The organism is Thermomicrobium sp. 4228-Ro (assembly GCF_026241205.1).
Taxonomy (GTDB): Bacteria; Chloroflexota; Chloroflexia; order Thermomicrobiales; family Thermomicrobiaceae; genus Thermomicrobium.
Genome location: NZ_JAPFQM010000001.1, coordinates 404,112 through 420,153, shown reverse-complemented (window position 1 = coordinate 420,153; position 16,042 = coordinate 404,112). Strand labels below are relative to the sequence as shown.

Sequence of the window (16,042 nt, the reverse complement as noted above, 5' to 3'; positions counted from 1 at the left end):
AGGCGAACGGCTCGGGGCTGATCGAGTGGAGCCCAGCATTGTCTGGGCCAGACGATCCAGTGGGGCGTCGGCACGCCGAGTGCTGATCTAGGGTAGCCAGCCGCGCTCGCGCAAGATCTCGGCACCGATGCGACCGCGCTCGACGAACCCGCCTCCATCGCGTCCGCTTCGATACTCGAGGCGAGCTCGTTCGAAGTACTGGGCTATCGACCCGTCGGGCAAGGCGATCGGTTCGCTGATGGGAAGTCCGGTGAAGCGAACAGCTGCTTCCTCGCTGGAGAGGGTTTTGCCAGGTGCGAGGAACTCTCCGCTGCGCTGCCAGGCAGCCAAGAACCCCCCACATAGCGTATGACCTGTCTCCTCGAATCGACGGCAGGCGCCCGGCGAGAATGTGGCGGTGTTCGGTACACGGAACGCACGAGTCTGGGTCAGGCCGAGCTGCTCGGCGAGCTCGACACCGAGGCGGTCGAGCACGACGCCATCGAGAGAAGCAGCGTCGGCGGGGGCCCAGACGAAGCGGGCACGCTCGAAATACTGGACCGTCCGGAACTGCCCGGTTTCAGGATCCAGTTCGTCGAACTCTTCGGAAATCGGATAGCCGAAGAGTTCGACTCCACCGTAGTGCTCCCAGAAACGGCGGAAACCATTGGCAAGATAGTGGCCTGTTTCGGGAAAGTAGCGCCAGTGCGGATTTTCCCCTTCCGGCGCGGAACGAGGTGCAGTCGGCAGGAGGTCGACGAGTGGTGCACCCCAGAGGACGCTGCCCGCCTTCGTACGTTCCGACCAGATCAGCCAACCACCGCCAGCAGCGAGCGCCTCGATGTCTCCTGCCTCTGGTACAGCGATGAAGCGACTCCTGCTCTCGGTATCGAAGGCGACGATCGCCGGCGCGGTCTGACCCGGAGGTGACGAATCTAGCCAGAACAGGTACTGGCCATCGCTGGCGACCAGAGCAGGCCTCGGTGGGCTACCGAGTTGCAGTACCCGGTCACGGTTCCGAACCGTCATCGCGTCAGTGATGGTCACGATCGTGTCGCCGGCAACGAGAAACGCAGGCGGTGCACCGTCCCCTTCCAGGAGCGTCGCCGTCTCGCCCGGTGAGGCAACCGGCTGTGTCCGAATGCGCCAGGTGTCTCCGGTCGAGACTTCGAGCCAAGAGAGTCGGCCGTCGTTCAACTGGATAGAACGAATCGTGACGTCGTCACTCCCCACTGCTGCCACGACGACCGTCCGCTGTGGGCTCGAGAGATCGGCAGCGTACACGCGGTCATGCCCGTTCCGAGATACCCAGGCGAGCCAACGCTGCCACAGCACTGGCAACCGCTCGTCGTTCGTGCTGGCACGCGTGATGTCCTGACCGTCCGTCCAGCGGCGAACCTGAAGGCGGCCAGGACAGCTTTCGCAGTCGTGTTCTTGCCAGGCCACGACGTCACCAGAGACGGCGACGACAGCGATGTGGCCGGGCGTGACCGCCAGGATGCGCTCGTCCGGTTGGTCGATGGGACGCACGGTCAGCGTTTCGGTCTCTCCCGAAGACCGGACGAAAGCGACGCTCAGTCCGTCCGTCGCGAGCGCGTGAAGCCTCGCCTCGTCATACCGACCGAGCAACACCGGGCTGGTGATGGCTTCTGACTGGCCACGCCAGCTGAGCGCGAGGACGAGGAGCACACCGCCGAGCAGAAGCAACGCCGTGGTGTATCGGAGGAAAGCGGCCACGCCGCTCCAGGTACCGCGACGGCGCGTACCGTCACGGGTGGTTCGGTACGCGCCTGGCGCTCTCGGAATCGGCCGGAGAATCGACGTGTTCGTGTTCCGCAACGGCCGCCCTCCTCGCTACCGAGGAGCATCGACCGTCCGATGATGGGGCACAAGAGTGCAGAAGAACCAGTAGTGCCGGACGATCGCATTCTGGCCGTTCTGTACCCGGTTCTTTCTCGCTGGTACCGGGTCAACCGATGACTTGTGTCCCGCTTCTCCCCTCGACCGCCTCGCGCGCGTGGTCGAGAGCCGCGATGACCGCGCGCCGGCCCGGCTTCCTGCTGACGAAGCGGATCGCTGCTTCGACTTTCGGGCCCATACTGCCGGAGGCGAAGTGCCCATCGGCCTGATAGCGGCGTAGCTCCTCGACCGTCACCTTCTCGAGCGGACGCGCCTCCGGAGTTCCGTAGTAGAGCATGACGGAGGGAACGTCCGTGAGAATAACGAGTGCGTCCGCGCCGAGTTCGTGTGCGAGGAGCGCAGCGGCCAGATCCTTGTCGATGACTGCCTCGACGCCCTCGTAACGCCCGTCAGTGCGACGGACGACCGGTATTCCGCCACCGCCGCAGGCCACGACGATCGCCCCTGCCCCCAGGAGCAGCTCGATCGCTGGCCGATCGACGATGGCGATCGGGTCGGGTGACGGCACGACGCGCCGCCAGCCGCGCGATCCCTGAGGCTTCCAGACCTGACCGGTCGCAGCCATGATCGCGCGAGCGCGTTCTTCCGGGTAGTAGAGTCCGATCGGCTTGGTCGGCTCACGCCAGGCGGGGTCGTCCGGACTCACCTCGGTACGGGTGACCAGCGTCGCCACGACGCGCTCGATACCGCGCTGCTGCAGTTCAGCCCCGAGTGCCTGCTGGATCATGAAGCCGATCGTCGCTTGCGTTTGGGCGACGCACCAGTGGAGAGGGACGGGCGGGACGACTTCGCGGGCGAGCTCGTTCTTGACGAGCAAGTTGCCCACCTGCGGGCCGTTCCCGTGAGTGATGATCAGTTCGTAACCAGCTGCGACCAGTTCGGCGAGCTGACGGCAGGTGAGATCGACATTCGCTTGCTGCTCCTCCGCGGTACCGCGCTGTCCCGCCTGAATGATGGCGTTTCCACCGAGCGCGACGACGAGGCGCTTCATCACCTGCTCCTTTCGGTGGCTTCGGCGTTCCGAAAGGTTCCGGTGAGGTACGCTCGTTCGACGGCCCGATACGCCTCGACGAAACAACGCTCCGGAGGGCGAACGATTCCGGCTCCGACCTGCCCGATGCCCGGTTCGCGGTGCGCGATCCCGGTATCGATGACGGGGAGAACGCCACTGCGGATGACAGCACGGAGGTCGATGCCGACGGGGGTGCCACGGAAATCCAGCGCTGGGATGCGGAAAATCTCGTGCTCGGCGACCGTGATCTCGTACATCTCGAGCGTCGCACGAACTGCATCGACCGGAGTGCCGCCGATGAACTGGACGATGGCGGGGGCACCGGCCAGCGCGAAACCACCGAAGCCAGCTGTCTCGGTTATGGCGCTGTCGCCGATGTCAGGGTTGGCGTCGTCCGGTCCGAAACCGGCGAAGTAGAGACCGCGCGGCACGTTGGCCGGGCCAGTGAACCAGCGATTCCCGAGGCCGGAGACCCGAATACCGAACTCCGTCCCGTTCCGTGACAGCGTGGTCACCAGCGTGCTACCCGGCACATCGTGTGCGGCATCAGCCATCACCTTCGCAGCGACCATCGCCAGGTTGACGAAGAAGTGGTCGTTGGCGTTGATAAAGCGCAGCACCGCGGCGATGTCGGAAGTCGGCGCATCGCATTCGACCAGGTAGGGTGCGATCTCGCGATAGAAGAGCGATGTCGCGGCCTTGTTGCGATTGTGACACTCGTCGCCCATCTGCAGTGCCTGGGCGATGATGTTCCGCAAGTCGATGCCGCCACTCCGCTCGAGCGCTCGGCCCACCAGCGGCGCCAGCACTGTACTGATCCAGCGCAACCGGTCGATGACTTCGGGCGCGTAGGCTCCCATCCGCATCACCTTACCGATGCCTTCGTTGAAGTTGGTGTAGGCGCGGTTCTCACCGCTGGCATTGACCGCGATGTACACCGGCATGGACGGCGTGATCACACCGGCCATCGGACCGACCGCACTGTGCTCGTGGTTGGGAGCGAGTTCGATGTAGCCGGATTCGAGTTTGCGGATCGCCTCTTCCGGCGTGGTGGCGAAACCTTCGAACAGCATGCCACCGATCAGCGCTCCACGTAAGGGGCCGGAAGCGTGCTGCCAGTCGATCGGCGGTCCGGCGTGGAGGAACGTGCGCTCGGTCATACCGGGGATGACGTCGCGGGCCCGGGCGACACCGACGACCACCGGCTGGGCGCGCATCATCCGGGTCACTGCGTCCTGGTTCGCCGCAGCGATTAATGGATCGTTGAAGAGCGGAAGTGCGCCCCGGGCTGGCTCGACCAACGGTGGCTTCCAGTCCACCGATTGGACAGCGCCGCCCTGTTGGCGGACCGCTTGCGCGAACAGTTCGAGCCCGACGTTGATCACATTCGGTTTGTCCTGCAACAACGCGCGGATCTGCTCGCTCATCGTTCACTCCTCCTCCCGTTTCACCGCGCCAACTGGGCGGCGAGTTCTGCAGCGGCGGCATTACTGGGGACGACGATGGCCCCCACGGCTTCCAGTCGTTCGCGTTGCCGATCGAAGCCTTGCGGGTCGGAGCGCGTGCCGATCAGTGCGACGATGACCGGTAGGGCACGTCCGGTCGCTTGGGCTCGGGCCCGTGCCTCAGCGATAACCGGCGCGAGTTCAGCGGCGGGATCGGCGGCGGCGCCGTAACCGAGGACGACGTCGAGGACGATCCCAGCGACAGTCGGATCGTCGGCCTCGCGCAACAGACGCTCGATCCGGATCGTCTGGTCGATCATCGGATGCGGGCGACCGACCGTGAACTCGTCCGAGCCGAGGTCGACGAAAGTGTGGCCTGTGCTCCAGTGGGGATCGGCGAGCCGCCATTCCGGTCGCAACGGAACGTTGGAATGGATGGCACCGATCTTCGGCATCAGGATGGTCATCGCCTCGTCGCAGAGCGTGCCGCCGCTGTAGAGGCCGCGCAGGAAGCGCTGTTCCGGTGCCAGGTGCAACCGTTCAGTGGCCAGACGAGTGCGTGCCTCCGCCATGCCCGGTACGTCCAAGGTGTCGACCGGTTGGCCGGTCGCGAGGTGGACGGCGAGTCGTGCTGCTTCCGTCAGGTCGCGGGTCACCTGCACGTCGGTACGCTCCTCCGCAGTCCCGCCGACGAAGCAAGCGACGACCGGTTTTCCGCAGTGAGCTGCCTGATCGAGGATGCGCTGGCCCACAGCCGGGGCAGGAGGCTTGGAGATGAGGACGATCACCTCGGTCGACGGATCGCTGGCGAGCGCTGCGAGTCCGGCTGCCATCGTCAGGCCGCCGACGCGCTCGTCGAGGTCGCGTCCGCCGGTACCGATCCCATGGCTGATTCCCGAACCGAACCAATCGATGAGCGAAGCCACTTGTTGTAGCCCGGTGCCAGCCGCCGCGACGATGCCGATCGGCCCACGGCGGACCGCATTCATGAAGCCGAGACCGAGTCCCGCGATGGAGGCAGTGCCGCAGTCGGGTCCCATGAGCAGTAACCCGAGTTCGGAGGCTAACCGCTTCAGCCGCACCTCTTCGTCGATCGGAACGTTGTCGCTGAAGAGAAAGACGTGACGGCCGGCCCGGAGTGCTTCCTCGGCTTCGATCGGTGCATACGGACCAGGAACCGAGACAGCCACGACCTGCGCCTGTGGGGCGAGACGGAGCGCGCCGCGGAGAGTGCGAGGGACGATGGTCGTGTCCGCGACCTGCCGGACCGGCGTCGCTCGCCACAGTTCCTCCAGCGCGAACTGGATCGCGGCGAGCGCTGTCTCTTCATCCTCTGCGCGAACAGCAATCACGAGGTCGTTCGGTCCCACCTGCTCGAGTCGCGCGTCCCAAATACCCGAATCACGCAAGAGTTCCAGGTTCGCGCTCGTACCCATCACCAGCGCAGCCAGGTCGACGCCAGCGCGGCGATTGGCCGCAGCTGCCACCGCCATGAGCGCGACGGAGTCGAAATACGCATTCGGCTCGACGTGCAGGCGAACGATCATCGCTCCCTCCTCGCTCCAAAAAAAGTAGCCAGGCCAACCTGGAGCAGTTTCCAGGCTGGCCACTCGACTGCTGATCTCTCTGGTGAGCCGCGTTCCCGGGACTACCCTCCTAACACGATCGGCGAGAAGACGAGACCCGGCTCGTTGACACGCTCGACTCGCCCAGACTATACTGCTCGCGTCGCCCGAGGGCAAGAGGAGCTCCGCGACGAGCTCCTCTCGGCTTTTTCGGCCAACGAACAGCGGTCTCGTTCGCGCCATCGGCAAGGAGTCGATGGCATGGATCGTTGCTTTTCTCAACCGACTGGGCACGAGCAGCGAGTGGGTGCGGTGTTTCGCTCACCCGACAGCGATCGAGACGGGTTCTGCATGCGATCGAAGGCGAACCTCGCGTTATTCGAGACCAACCAGGGAGCCGAGTTCGCGGTAGGTCGTCAGCAGACCGTAGGCGACGCCCCAGCCGGAGGTGGAACCGGTAGCGAGGACGTGCCTGAGGAGCGCTGGAGCGTGACGCCGGTCGCACCGCTGGAGCGCGCGGCCGAAGACCAGGAAGGGACGAGCGAACGCGCCGTTCCCAGCCAGCTGGAGCCAACTCGCGCTGCGGCCGGTGGTTCGAGCGGCAGCCGCGACCGCCAGATCGTACCGGTAGCTGAGCCAGTTTTCCGGCAAGTAAGGTGCAAGCAGCGAGAGTGCGAGGAGCATGCCAGCGAGTACGTCGTCGCCGAGCGGCGTGAGTCCGGGGCCGAGACCGGCCAGTGTCACGACATGCTGGATCGCCTCGTCCATCCGTTCCTGCGACAGGCTGCGCAGCACCGCACCGTACAGTGTGTGGAGCCGGGGCGTAACGCGCAGGGCGAAGGGATCGGCGACTGGGGGCTGCGGCGGCAGGTCGCACAGCAACGCAGCCGCGAGCTGCATCGAGCATCGCCTTGGACGATTGCCGGGACGGACTACCGGGAGCCACAGGCGCGTCGCTGGAGTCGCCACGAGTGCCGAGCCGCTGGGGAGTTCGAGCCGGCCGCGGCCGATCCGCACGATCGCACCCGGTGGTACGCGTACCGACAGGTCGTCCTGGGCCTCCAAGTGGAGGCCGTCGGGTGGGAGCAAGGCGCCTGGTGTGACCAGCGAGACCCACCGCGAGCCGTCGGTCAGGTAGACTGCGCGCGGGTAGGCCGCGACGGCCCGCAGCTCGCGCGGAGGTCCGAAGACGAGCGGCACGACCGGGCTCGCGACCAGACGGAGAGAGGGACGTCGCAGTGCGGTGCCGGTACTCCCGCTGGACTCAGGAGGCGAGGGGCGCGCACGGGGAGTCGCTGGAGAATAACGTGTCGGACGAGCAGGAGTGAGGGGATCGTCCATGAAGCCACCGCGCTTTCGCTACACAGCACCGGAGAGCCTCGAGGAAGCACTCGCCCTTCTTGCTGACCTCGGCGACGAGGCGAAGCCACTGGCCGGTGGCCAGAGTCTCGTTCCCATGCTGAACATGCGCCTGGCCCGACCGAGCGTCCTCGTCGATCTCAACAGGATAGCCGAACTGGACGGGATCGAGCTCGAGAACGGTTTCCTGCGCGTCAAGGCGATGACGCGGCACCGAGCCGTGGAACGGTCGCCGTCGGTAGCACAGTACCAGCCGTTGCTGGCAGAAGCGATCCGCTACGTCGGCCATCTTCCGATCCGCACGCGGGGCACGGTCGGAGGGAGTATCGCGCATGCTGACCCAGCGGCTGAGCTCCCAGGGGTGCTGGTGGCGCTCGACGGTGCGGTCGAGCTGCGGAGTCGAAACGGCCAGCGGGTGGTACCAGCGGGCGAGTTCTTCGTCGATCTCTTGACGACCGTTGCCGCAGCGGACGAACTCGTGACCGCCGTCCGTTTTCCGGTCCTTCCGACCCGGAGCGGGACCGCCTGGCTGGAAGTCGCGCGCCGACACGGTGACTATGCCTTGGTCGGAATCGGCGCAGTGGTGACGCTGTCGGACGATGGACGGACGATCGAGGATGCGCGACTGAGTTTTATCGGGGTGAGCGGGACACCGGTGCGTGCGCGCTCGGCTGAGGCGGCTTTGCGCGGGCAGCCGCTGGCTCCCGAGACCTGGCGTGCCGCAGCGGCTGCTGTCCGAGAAGAACTGGATCCGACCAGCGATATCCACGCCTCGGCAGCGTATCGACGCTTCGTCGCTGGCGTCCTCGCCGAGCGGGCACTGGCATTGGCGGCACAGCGAGCGCTGGAAGGGATGAACCGATGAGTGCGGTGGGTACGGAACGCCGGACGATCCGGGTCACTGTGAATGGGGCCGTCTACGAGCGCGATGTCGAAGCGCGCCTGCTCCTGTCCGATTTCTTGCGCCACGAGCTCGGCCTGACCGGCACGCACGTCGGCTGCGAGCACGGGGTGTGCGGTGCCTGCACCGTGCTCCTCGACGGTGAGCCGGTGCGGAGCTGTCTACTGTTCGCGGTGCAGGTCGACGGGCACGCGATCGAGACAGTCGAGGGACTGGCACCGCGCGACGGCGAACTGCATCCCCTGCAGCGCGCCTTCTGGGAAAAGCATGGGCTCCAGTGCGGCTATTGCACGCCCGGTATGTTGATGGTCCTGAAAGCGTTTCTCGCGGAGCACCCCGATCCGACAGAGGAAGAGATCCGCGAGGCGATCTCCGGCAATCTCTGTCGCTGCACCGGGTATCAGAACATCGTCGAAGCGGCACGGTACGCGGCACAGCTGTTGCGATCGAGCTGACGAGGGTTGGAGGCGAACCATGCCGACCCGTTTCTTCGGTGAACCGGTCAAGCGGGCTGAGGATCCGCGCTTGCTGACGGGGCACGGTCGCTACGTCGACGACATCGACCTGCCAGGGCAACTGCACGTCGCGTTCCTGCGGAGCCCACTCGCGCATGCGCGGATCCGCTCGATTGACGTGACAGCGGCGCGGGCGACGCCGGGTGTCGTCGCCGTCTGGACCTACCAGGACATCGGACCCTGCCAGCGCCGGATGCCGTTGCTCATTCCGCATCCGGACCTCACGCACCCGTATACGCGCTATGCACTGGCCAGGGACGAGGTCAACCATGTCGGCGAGCCGGTGGCAATGGTGATCGCCGAGAGCCGGTATGCTGCGGAAGACGCCCTGGAGGCGATCGTCGTGGAGTGGGAGGAGCTGCCGCCGGTCGTCGATATCGAGCGTGCAGTACAGCCTGGAGCACCGCTGGTGCACGAAGAGCTGGGGACGAACGTCGCGGCACACTACGTGGGAATCGTCGGGGATCCGGAACGGGCGTTCGCCGAGGCGGCACACGTCTTTCGCGAACGCCTCGTGATCGAGCGCAGCGCCGGTATGCCGATCGAGACACGTGCGGTTCTGGCCGACATGGAATCCGGGCGAAGAAGCGGTCCTCGAGGTCTGGGATACCACGCAGGCCCCTATCGTGATCCGGAATGCGCTGGCAGCACTGTTCGGTCTCGCGCCGACACAGGTTCGAGTCATCGCGCCGGACGTCGGTGGTGGGTTCGGCTGCAAGATCATGGTCTATCCGGAAGAAGTGCTGATTCCCTATGCCGCCATGATTCTCGGCCGGCCGGTGAAATGGGCGGAAGATCGCCTCGAGCACTTCGTGGGGACCAACCACGAGCGACTACAAATCCACGAAGCCGAGATCGCCGTCGATGCCGAGGGACGCATCCTCGGGATCCGCGACCGCTTCCTCCACGATGCCGGTGCCTACACGCCCTATGGCATCATCGTGCCGATCATCACGGCGTGCCAATTGCCCGGACCGTACAAAGTTCCCAACTACCACGTCGAGTTTCGCGCTGTCTATTCCAATACCGTCCCGGTCAGCCCCTACCGTGGTGCTGGCCGTCCCCATGCCTGCTTCGTCATGGAACGGCTGCTGGATCGCGTAGCGGATGAGCTCGGGCTCGACCGCGCGGAAGTCCGACGCCGCAACTTCATCCAGCCGGACGAGTTTCCCTACGATGTGGGACTGATCTTCCAGGACGGGGCGCCGACCCGTTACGACAGCGGTAACTATCCCGGTATGCTCGACCTGCTGCTCGAGCGCATGGACTACCAGCGCCTGATCCAGGAGGAACTCCCGCGTCTGCGGGCGGAGGGGCGATACGTCGGGGTCGGCATCGCCTGCTACGTCGAGGGTACCGGTATCGGGCCGTACGAGGGGGCGACGGTTCGGATCGAGCCGACCGGACAGGTGTACGTGGCCACTGGGATGCCGCAGCAGGGGCAGGCGCACAAGACGATCCTGGCTCAGATCGTGGCGGAGGAGCTGCAGGTCCCGCTCGAGTCCGTGCAGGTCTACGAGGGCGATACGGAGCATTTCCAGTTCGGCTCGGGGACCTATGCGAGCCGGAGCGCGGTGGTGTGCGGGAGCGCCGTTGCCTTGGCCGCTCGTAAGGTGCGCGAGCAGGGCCTCGCGCTGGTGGCCGAAGAGCTCGAGGTCGCGCCGGAGGACTTGGTCGTCGAGGACGGCCGGGTATTCGTCCGCGGCGCACCGGAACGCGGTTTCACCTGGGCACAGGTGGCGCAGTTGGCGAACCCGTTGCGGTACGCCTACTCCGGCGATCTCGTGGTCCGACCGCGTCCCTGGACAGGGCCAGCACTCCCGCCCGGACGCCAGCCGGCGCTGGAGGCGACGGAGTACTACTCTCCCCCACATGCGACGTGGGCGAGCGGTGCAGTGGGGGCGCTGGTCGAAGTGGATATCGACACCGGTCAAGTCGTCTTCCGCAAGCTCTGGGTCGTGCACGACTGCGGCAAGCTGATCAACCCGCTGGTCGTCGAGGGACAGGTGCACGGTGGGATCGCCCAGGGAATCGGCGGAGCCTTCTACGAGAAGCTCCATTACGACGAGAACGGGCAATTGTTGAACGCGAGCTTCATGGACTTCTTGATGCCGACAGCGATGGAAATACCGCGCATCGAGGTCGCACATCAGGAGACGCCCTCACCGCTCAATCCGATCGGTGTCAAAGGAGTCGGGGAGGCCGGAGCGATCCCCATGCCGGCCGTGTTCGCCGCGGCAGTCGAGGATGCCTTGCAACCCTTCGGGGTGCGGATCACGCGAATGCCGCTCGATCCGGATACGATCTGGCGTCTGACGCATCCTGCGGAGGGCTGATGCGCCAACGCACGAAACGAGCTGGAGAGCAGTATGGGATCAGTGCGGAGGGAAGGGGAAGGCGCGATGGGTAAAGTCAAGTTGTACGATCTCTCACAACCGCTCAACCAGGAAGTCTCATTCTGGCCGTTCTATCCACCGTTCGAGGTCAAGTACATCAAGCGCAAGGCGGAGCATGGGGTCAACGCGCAATACATCATGACCTCGAATCACATGGGCACGCACCTCGATGCACCGCGTCACTTCATCACCGGTGGGAAGACGATCGACCAGATTCCGCTCGACTGGCTGTACGGGCCGGGAGTTATCGTCGACCTGTCGGACATGCTCGACGAGCTCGACATCTTCACGCCCGAGATGATCGAGCAGCGGGTCGAAGTCCGCGAAGGCGATATCCTTTTCATCCACACCGGCTGGCACCGCTATGCGCAGTTCGGTGAGGAACCGGACGAGGAAAAGTACCTTCTCCGGCACCCTGGTCCGCATCCGTCGATCGTGGACTGGCTCATCGCCAAGAAGATCAAGATCTGGGGTGTCGATATGGTCTCCACCGACCACCCGATGAACCTGCCGATCGGTCGGTTCCTGGGGCGCGGCGGACTCGAGCAGTGGAAGAAGGTTCGAACGATCTGCGAGCGCAAGTTCGGTGACAAGCTGGCCGAGCTGTTTCCGGAGGAGCATTACCAGCTGACGCACAACGCGCTGTTCCCGCATGACTGTATCCATGTCGAAAACCTCGGTGGGGAGATCGGGCGGAAGGAGCTGCACAACCGGCGCTTGACGCTGGGTGTCTTCCCATGGCTGTTCAAAGGGGGCGAGGCGGCGTTCTGCCGGGTCGTCGCCTTCGTCGAAGAAGCCTGAGAGAGGCTGTTTCCTACGGTTGCGAGTGAGTACGAAGGAGTCGCTCGATGGTAGTCGATCTGGCGCGGTGCCGGGTGCTGGATCTTTCCCAGGACTGGGACATCCATACGCCCGGTTTCGCGCTCTACGAGGGTCCGACGGTCAAGTGGATCAAGCGCGTCGCCTTCGAGCGGGCAGGCGGCCAGTGGATCTCGTCCACGCTTCATGTCGGAACGCACTTGGATGCACCGCTGCACTTCATCACTGGTGGAGACGATATCGCCTCGATCCCGCTCGACAAGCTGGTCGGCTGGGCCTGTATCGTTGACCTCACTCGCTATGGCATCGGCGACTACGACATTTACGGCCCCGAACACTTCGAGCAGTGGGAACGGGATACCGGCATCCGGATCCAGCCCGGAGACATCCTGGTGATCCATACCGGCTATCACCACTACTACCCGAGCGACTGGGCGACCGATCCGGCATTGCGGCAACCGGACGAGACGCGGTACTTCATCAAGCATCCTGGACCGACGCGGGCGTTCGCTGACTGGGTGCTGGAGCGGAAGATCGCCTGGCTCGCGGTCGACTGTGCTTCCGCTGACCATCCGTTCAACACCGTGATCCGGAAAATCCGGGCGGATCTCGTGCCGGAGTTCGAGGCCAAGCACGGGAAGCCGATCAGCGAGCTTCTGCCCGACGCAGACTATCAGGTGATGCACTTCGCGCTCTTTCCGCACGGGGTCATTCATATCGAGAATGCTGGTGGGGAGATCGACAGGATCCTCGATCGGCGTGTCATGGTCGGTTGCTTCCCCTGGCGCTTCAAAGGAGGGGAGGCGGCGTTCTGCCGGTTCGTCGCTTTCGTCCCCGAGGACGAGCTGTAGCGATGCGCGCGATGGTGCTCGAGCGACCAAGGCAGCCGCTGGTGCTGCGTGACCTTCCGGTTCCGGAGCCAGGGGCCGGGCAGGTTCTCTTACGCGTGCGTGCCTGCGGTGTCTGTCGGACCGATCTCCACATTGTGGACGGTGAGCTTCCCGATCCGAAGTTGCCGCTGGTGCTCGGGCACCAGATCGTCGGTGAGGTCGTCCGCGCCGGCGCCGGTGCCACACGATTCGCCCCCGGGCAGCGTGTCGGTGTACCGTGGCTCGGCTGGACCTGTGGTAATTGTAGGTACTGTCGGAGCGGGCGCGAGAACCTGTGTGATCGCGCCCGCTTCACCGGTTACACGCTCGATGGTGGCTACGCCGAGTACGCCGTGGCCGACGAGCGGTACTGTTTCCCAATTCCCGAAGGCTATCCGGATGTTCAGGCAGCACCGCTCCTGTGCGCTGGACTGATCGGGTACCGGGCATTGCGTTTCGCTGGCCCAGCGCAGCGGATCGGGTTCTATGGGTTCGGTGCAGCGGCCCACATTCTCACCCAGGTCGCGGTCTGGCAAGGGCGCCAGGTCTATGCCTTCACGCGTCCTGGCGATACGGAGGGGCAAGCGTTCGCCCGCCGCCTCGGCGCCGTCTGGGCGGGAGGATCGGACGAGCTCCCGCCGGAACCGCTCGAGGCGGCGCTCATCTTCGCACCGGTCGGCGCGCTGGTACCCCAGGCGCTGCGGGCGCTCGAAAAAGGTGGCTCAGTCGTGTGCGCGGGGATCCATATGAGCGACATCCCCTCGTTTCCCTATGGACTGCTCTGGGAGGAGCGAGTGATTCGCTCGGTCGCCAACCTCACGCGCCGAGACGGTGAGGAGTTCTTGTCCCTCGCTCCGCAGGTGCCTGTGCGCACCGAGGTGCAGGTGTATCGCCTCGAAGACGCGAACCGCGCGCTCGATGATGTACGGGCTGGGCGCGTGCGCGGCGCTGCGGTGCTGCAGATCGCTTAAAGACTCCTCATCCGGCGGTACCGCATGCCTCGTGTGCAAGTCGCATCCGGCACCAGTTTCGCTGCTCCAGCGCGTGCTGCGACGGTCCAGCCGAGAGTCGGTGGGTACAGGTGGGACACGACCGATACCAGCCGACCGACGGGCAGTCTTAGGAAGTAAATCCGGAGGCTGTGCAACGGGGCGGCAGCGATCAACCGATCGGTGCAGGCGTCCCCTCGTCACGCCGGAGGATGACGGCACGGTTGGCGCGAGCGGTGGGAGTCTGACGGAAGACGACCGTCACGAAAGCTGCCCCGAACGGGACGCAAAGCGTGTCGTCTTGTCTGCTCGTTCTGGTCTCGGTTGTCCAGAAGAGATGATGGCGGAGGCGATGGTGGAGCGTCGCGGCGTTCCTTCACGGAAATCGAGCGATGATACGAGCGCTCTCGCGCAACCATGCGAAGTGTCCCGAGAGGACCGGAGCTTGTCCGGTGGTGCACGACGAGGAGGACCGGTGCTGCGTAGTGTGGAGCAGAGAGCGTTGCACGAAACGGCGAACTCGGGTATACTGCTGAAGGCGTTGGCTGTGGGCCCACGTAGCTCAGGAGGCAGAGCACAATCTTGGTAAGATTGAGGTCCCGGGTTCGAGTCCCGGCGTGGGCTCCAGAGGCCGGTGTAGCTCAGCGGTAGAGCAGCTGTTTCGTAAACAGCAGGTCGTCGGTTCGAATCCGACCACCGGCTCCCCGAAAAAGCGCGAGACGACGCAGAACCCACGAGGCGGCCGGGCGCGATACTCGGCCGCCTTCGCGCTGACCGGCGTGTGGTCACCGTGTGGTCAAGGTGTGGTCAGCCGGAGACGCGGAGAGCCCGCTGGTCGAGCGCCAGCGGACTATACTCGACGCCGGTCCAGCGAGCCGCCACTCGCTCGGCCACTGACCCGGCCGCTGGCCACTGCAGTGGCCAGGTATCGCGTTCTCAAGGTACGTACCGTCTCACACGGTTATCACAGCACACTCGTCGGCGGCCGTCGAGCTGTCCGGACGACACAGGCCGGTGAGTCCGTGACCTACCAGCCTGTACCTGCTTTCAGAAGGGGACTCCGCTCGTCCACTGGAGGTCGGTGGCGAATGGTCCGAGCCGAGTGAGACGCCCGGCCTTCATCCGGTCGAGCCAGCGCAGGCGAGCTTCCGTGCGCTTGGCGTTGCGGATGTAGCTGGTGGTCAGCTTGCGGCGTTCCACGTCGCCGACCCACTGCCGGAACGCCAGCGCTTCCGGCATCAGCTTCTCGACCGTCTCCCACTTGTAGTGCGCGGGATCAGCGGGATCACGTCAGCAGCGCTTCTGTGCCGCTACCAGTGTCGGCCGCCAGTACATCGGACAGCGCACCCCATCTTCGTCAGTCGGTCGACCAGCTCGGGCTTGGTCACAATGAGGCCGAGTGCGTTCGATTTGGCCAGGATCCGGTGTCTCGTCAACCGTAAAGGGGCATGCGCGACTCACGCACGTCCTGTGACGAGCCGTACCGTGAACCCCACGACGCCTCCTTCACGGGCCGAAGTGATACTGTATGGTTCGTATCGTTTGACGCACTCGGATCGGGAAAGACCGAAAAAGATCGCCCCGGGGTTGCTCGGGTGTGCACGAATTTGCCAATGGACCCGACGGGAACGTGGTAGACTGTTTTGGAACTCTCGTCAGAGGTCATGGGCGCGGAAGGAAGGGCTTAAGCGTATCAGCGCCCGCAACCAGTTGCGGGGCACAGTGAAGTCCGTGAAACACGGAGCAGTCGTCAGCGAGGTCGTTATCGACCTCGGCAATGGGCAAGAGCTCGTCTCCGTCATTACCCGCGAGTCGGCCGAGCAACTGGGGCTGGCTCCCGGCACACCGGTCGTGGCCATCATCAAAGCGACCGAGGTCATGGTCGCAGTCGAGTGAGCTGCGGGCTGACGAGTTCCGGGCGGTGCATGTCCGTGTCGGTTCGGTGACAGCCGATCCTGCGTTCGTGGCTGGTGTCGTCTGGACCTGCTGTGGGCCTGCCTGGGGTCGGAGGAAGGCCCGCACGTTCGCGCGACCACGAGTCGGGCGTCCCGCAGCGGGTGCAGCTGTAGGGTTGACACTGTCACCGGCTCGGCGCGATCTGGACAGCGGGATAGGCACCGAGTCGCGGCTGTGCGGCGTCGAAGCCAACTGTCTCATTTCTGGTGTTGGGCAGGAGGAGAAGTTGCCCTGTGTGGCCCAGAGCTAGGGCACGTTCCCAACTTCCAGGAGCCCTTCTGCGCGGACCAGGTAAGAGCAACTGAAACACTTTCCAG

Annotated in this window: 13 protein-coding genes, 2 tRNA genes and 1 pseudogene; 10 read left to right on the top strand and 6 right to left on the bottom strand. The window is 65.0% G+C overall.

Features of this window, described 5'->3' with window-relative positions:
• Positions 1-87: 87 nt before the first annotated feature.
• The 5 genes from OO015_RS02165 to OO015_RS02145 form a co-directional block, all read right to left on the bottom strand.
• Entirely contained in the window at positions 88-1,818 is a 1,731-nt protein-coding gene (locus tag OO015_RS02165; RefSeq protein WP_265939328.1) for a hypothetical protein, read from the bottom strand.
• 130 nt (positions 1,819-1,948) lie between these two features.
• Positions 1,949-2,890 (bottom strand): carbamate kinase, encoded by a 942-nt coding sequence (gene arcC, locus OO015_RS02160; protein WP_265939326.1) that lies wholly within the window; start codon positions 2,888-2,890, stop codon positions 1,949-1,951.
• Positions 2,890-4,338 (bottom strand): DUF1116 domain-containing protein, encoded by a 1,449-nt coding sequence (locus OO015_RS02155; RefSeq protein WP_265939324.1) that lies wholly within the window; start codon positions 4,336-4,338, stop codon positions 2,890-2,892. Before OO015_RS02155 ends, arcC begins: the two co-directional genes overlap by 1 nt.
• A gap of 20 nt (positions 4,339-4,358) precedes the next feature.
• Positions 4,359-5,903 (bottom strand): acyl-CoA synthetase FdrA, encoded by a 1,545-nt coding sequence (fdrA, locus tag OO015_RS02150; RefSeq protein ID WP_265939322.1) that lies wholly within the window; start codon positions 5,901-5,903, stop codon positions 4,359-4,361.
• Positions 5,904-6,296: 393 nt separating this feature from the next.
• Positions 6,297-7,262: a DUF2877 domain-containing protein gene (locus tag OO015_RS02145; protein ID WP_265939320.1), complete on the bottom strand. Its 966-nt coding sequence runs from the start codon at positions 7,260-7,262 to the stop codon at positions 6,297-6,299.
• On the opposite strand from OO015_RS02145, the gene OO015_RS02140 reads away from it, so the two are divergent.
• From OO015_RS02140 to OO015_RS02100, 9 genes and pseudogenes are all read left to right on the top strand, one after another.
• Complete coding sequence (locus OO015_RS02140) at positions 7,261-8,145, top strand: FAD binding domain-containing protein (protein WP_265939318.1); 885 nt, start codon at positions 7,261-7,263, stop codon at positions 8,143-8,145. The two genes, OO015_RS02145 and OO015_RS02140, sit on opposite strands and share 2 nt — an antisense overlap.
• Positions 8,142-8,636 carry a (2Fe-2S)-binding protein gene (locus OO015_RS02135; protein WP_265939316.1) on the top strand — a complete coding sequence of 165 codons (495 nt, stop codon included), beginning with the start codon at positions 8,142-8,144 and terminating at the stop codon, positions 8,634-8,636. Before OO015_RS02140 ends, OO015_RS02135 begins: the two co-directional genes overlap by 4 nt.
• A 19-nt stretch (positions 8,637-8,655) precedes the next feature.
• Positions 8,656-9,213: pseudogene (locus tag OO015_RS02130) on the top strand (xanthine dehydrogenase family protein molybdopterin-binding subunit); the annotation flags it as partial.
• Positions 9,214-9,247: 34 nt separating this feature from the next.
• On the top strand, positions 9,248-11,032 hold the full coding sequence (locus OO015_RS02125; protein WP_265939314.1) for a molybdopterin cofactor-binding domain-containing protein: 1,785 nt from the start codon (positions 9,248-9,250) through the stop codon (positions 11,030-11,032).
• Between the two features lie 66 nt (positions 11,033-11,098).
• A complete protein-coding gene (locus OO015_RS02120; RefSeq protein ID WP_265939313.1) occupies positions 11,099-11,893 on the top strand; it encodes a cyclase family protein in 795 nt (264 codons plus the stop codon).
• A gap of 47 nt (positions 11,894-11,940) precedes the next feature.
• The gene (locus tag OO015_RS02115; protein ID WP_265939310.1) at positions 11,941-12,762 is read left to right on the top strand and encodes a cyclase family protein; all 822 of its coding nucleotides are present in this window, start codon (positions 11,941-11,943) and stop codon (positions 12,760-12,762) included.
• Between the two features lie 2 nt (positions 12,763-12,764).
• On the top strand, positions 12,765-13,751 hold the full coding sequence (locus OO015_RS02110; RefSeq protein WP_265939309.1) for a zinc-dependent alcohol dehydrogenase family protein: 987 nt from the start codon (positions 12,765-12,767) through the stop codon (positions 13,749-13,751).
• 569 nt (positions 13,752-14,320) lie between these two features.
• Positions 14,321-14,396 (top strand) — tRNA-Thr (locus tag OO015_RS02105).
• A gap of 3 nt (positions 14,397-14,399) precedes the next feature.
• Positions 14,400-14,471 (top strand) — tRNA-Thr (locus OO015_RS02100).
• A 345-nt stretch (positions 14,472-14,816) separates the two neighbouring features.
• On the opposite strand, the gene OO015_RS02095 is transcribed toward OO015_RS02100, so the two are convergent.
• Positions 14,817-15,008, bottom strand: coding sequence for a hypothetical protein (locus OO015_RS02095; protein ID WP_265939308.1), 192 nt, complete (start codon positions 15,006-15,008; stop codon positions 14,817-14,819).
• Between the two features lie 399 nt (positions 15,009-15,407).
• On the opposite strand from OO015_RS02095, the gene OO015_RS02090 reads away from it, so the two are divergent.
• Complete coding sequence (locus OO015_RS02090) at positions 15,408-15,665, top strand: TOBE domain-containing protein (RefSeq protein ID WP_265941006.1); 258 nt, start codon at positions 15,408-15,410, stop codon at positions 15,663-15,665.
• Positions 15,666-16,042: the final 377 nt, after the last annotated feature.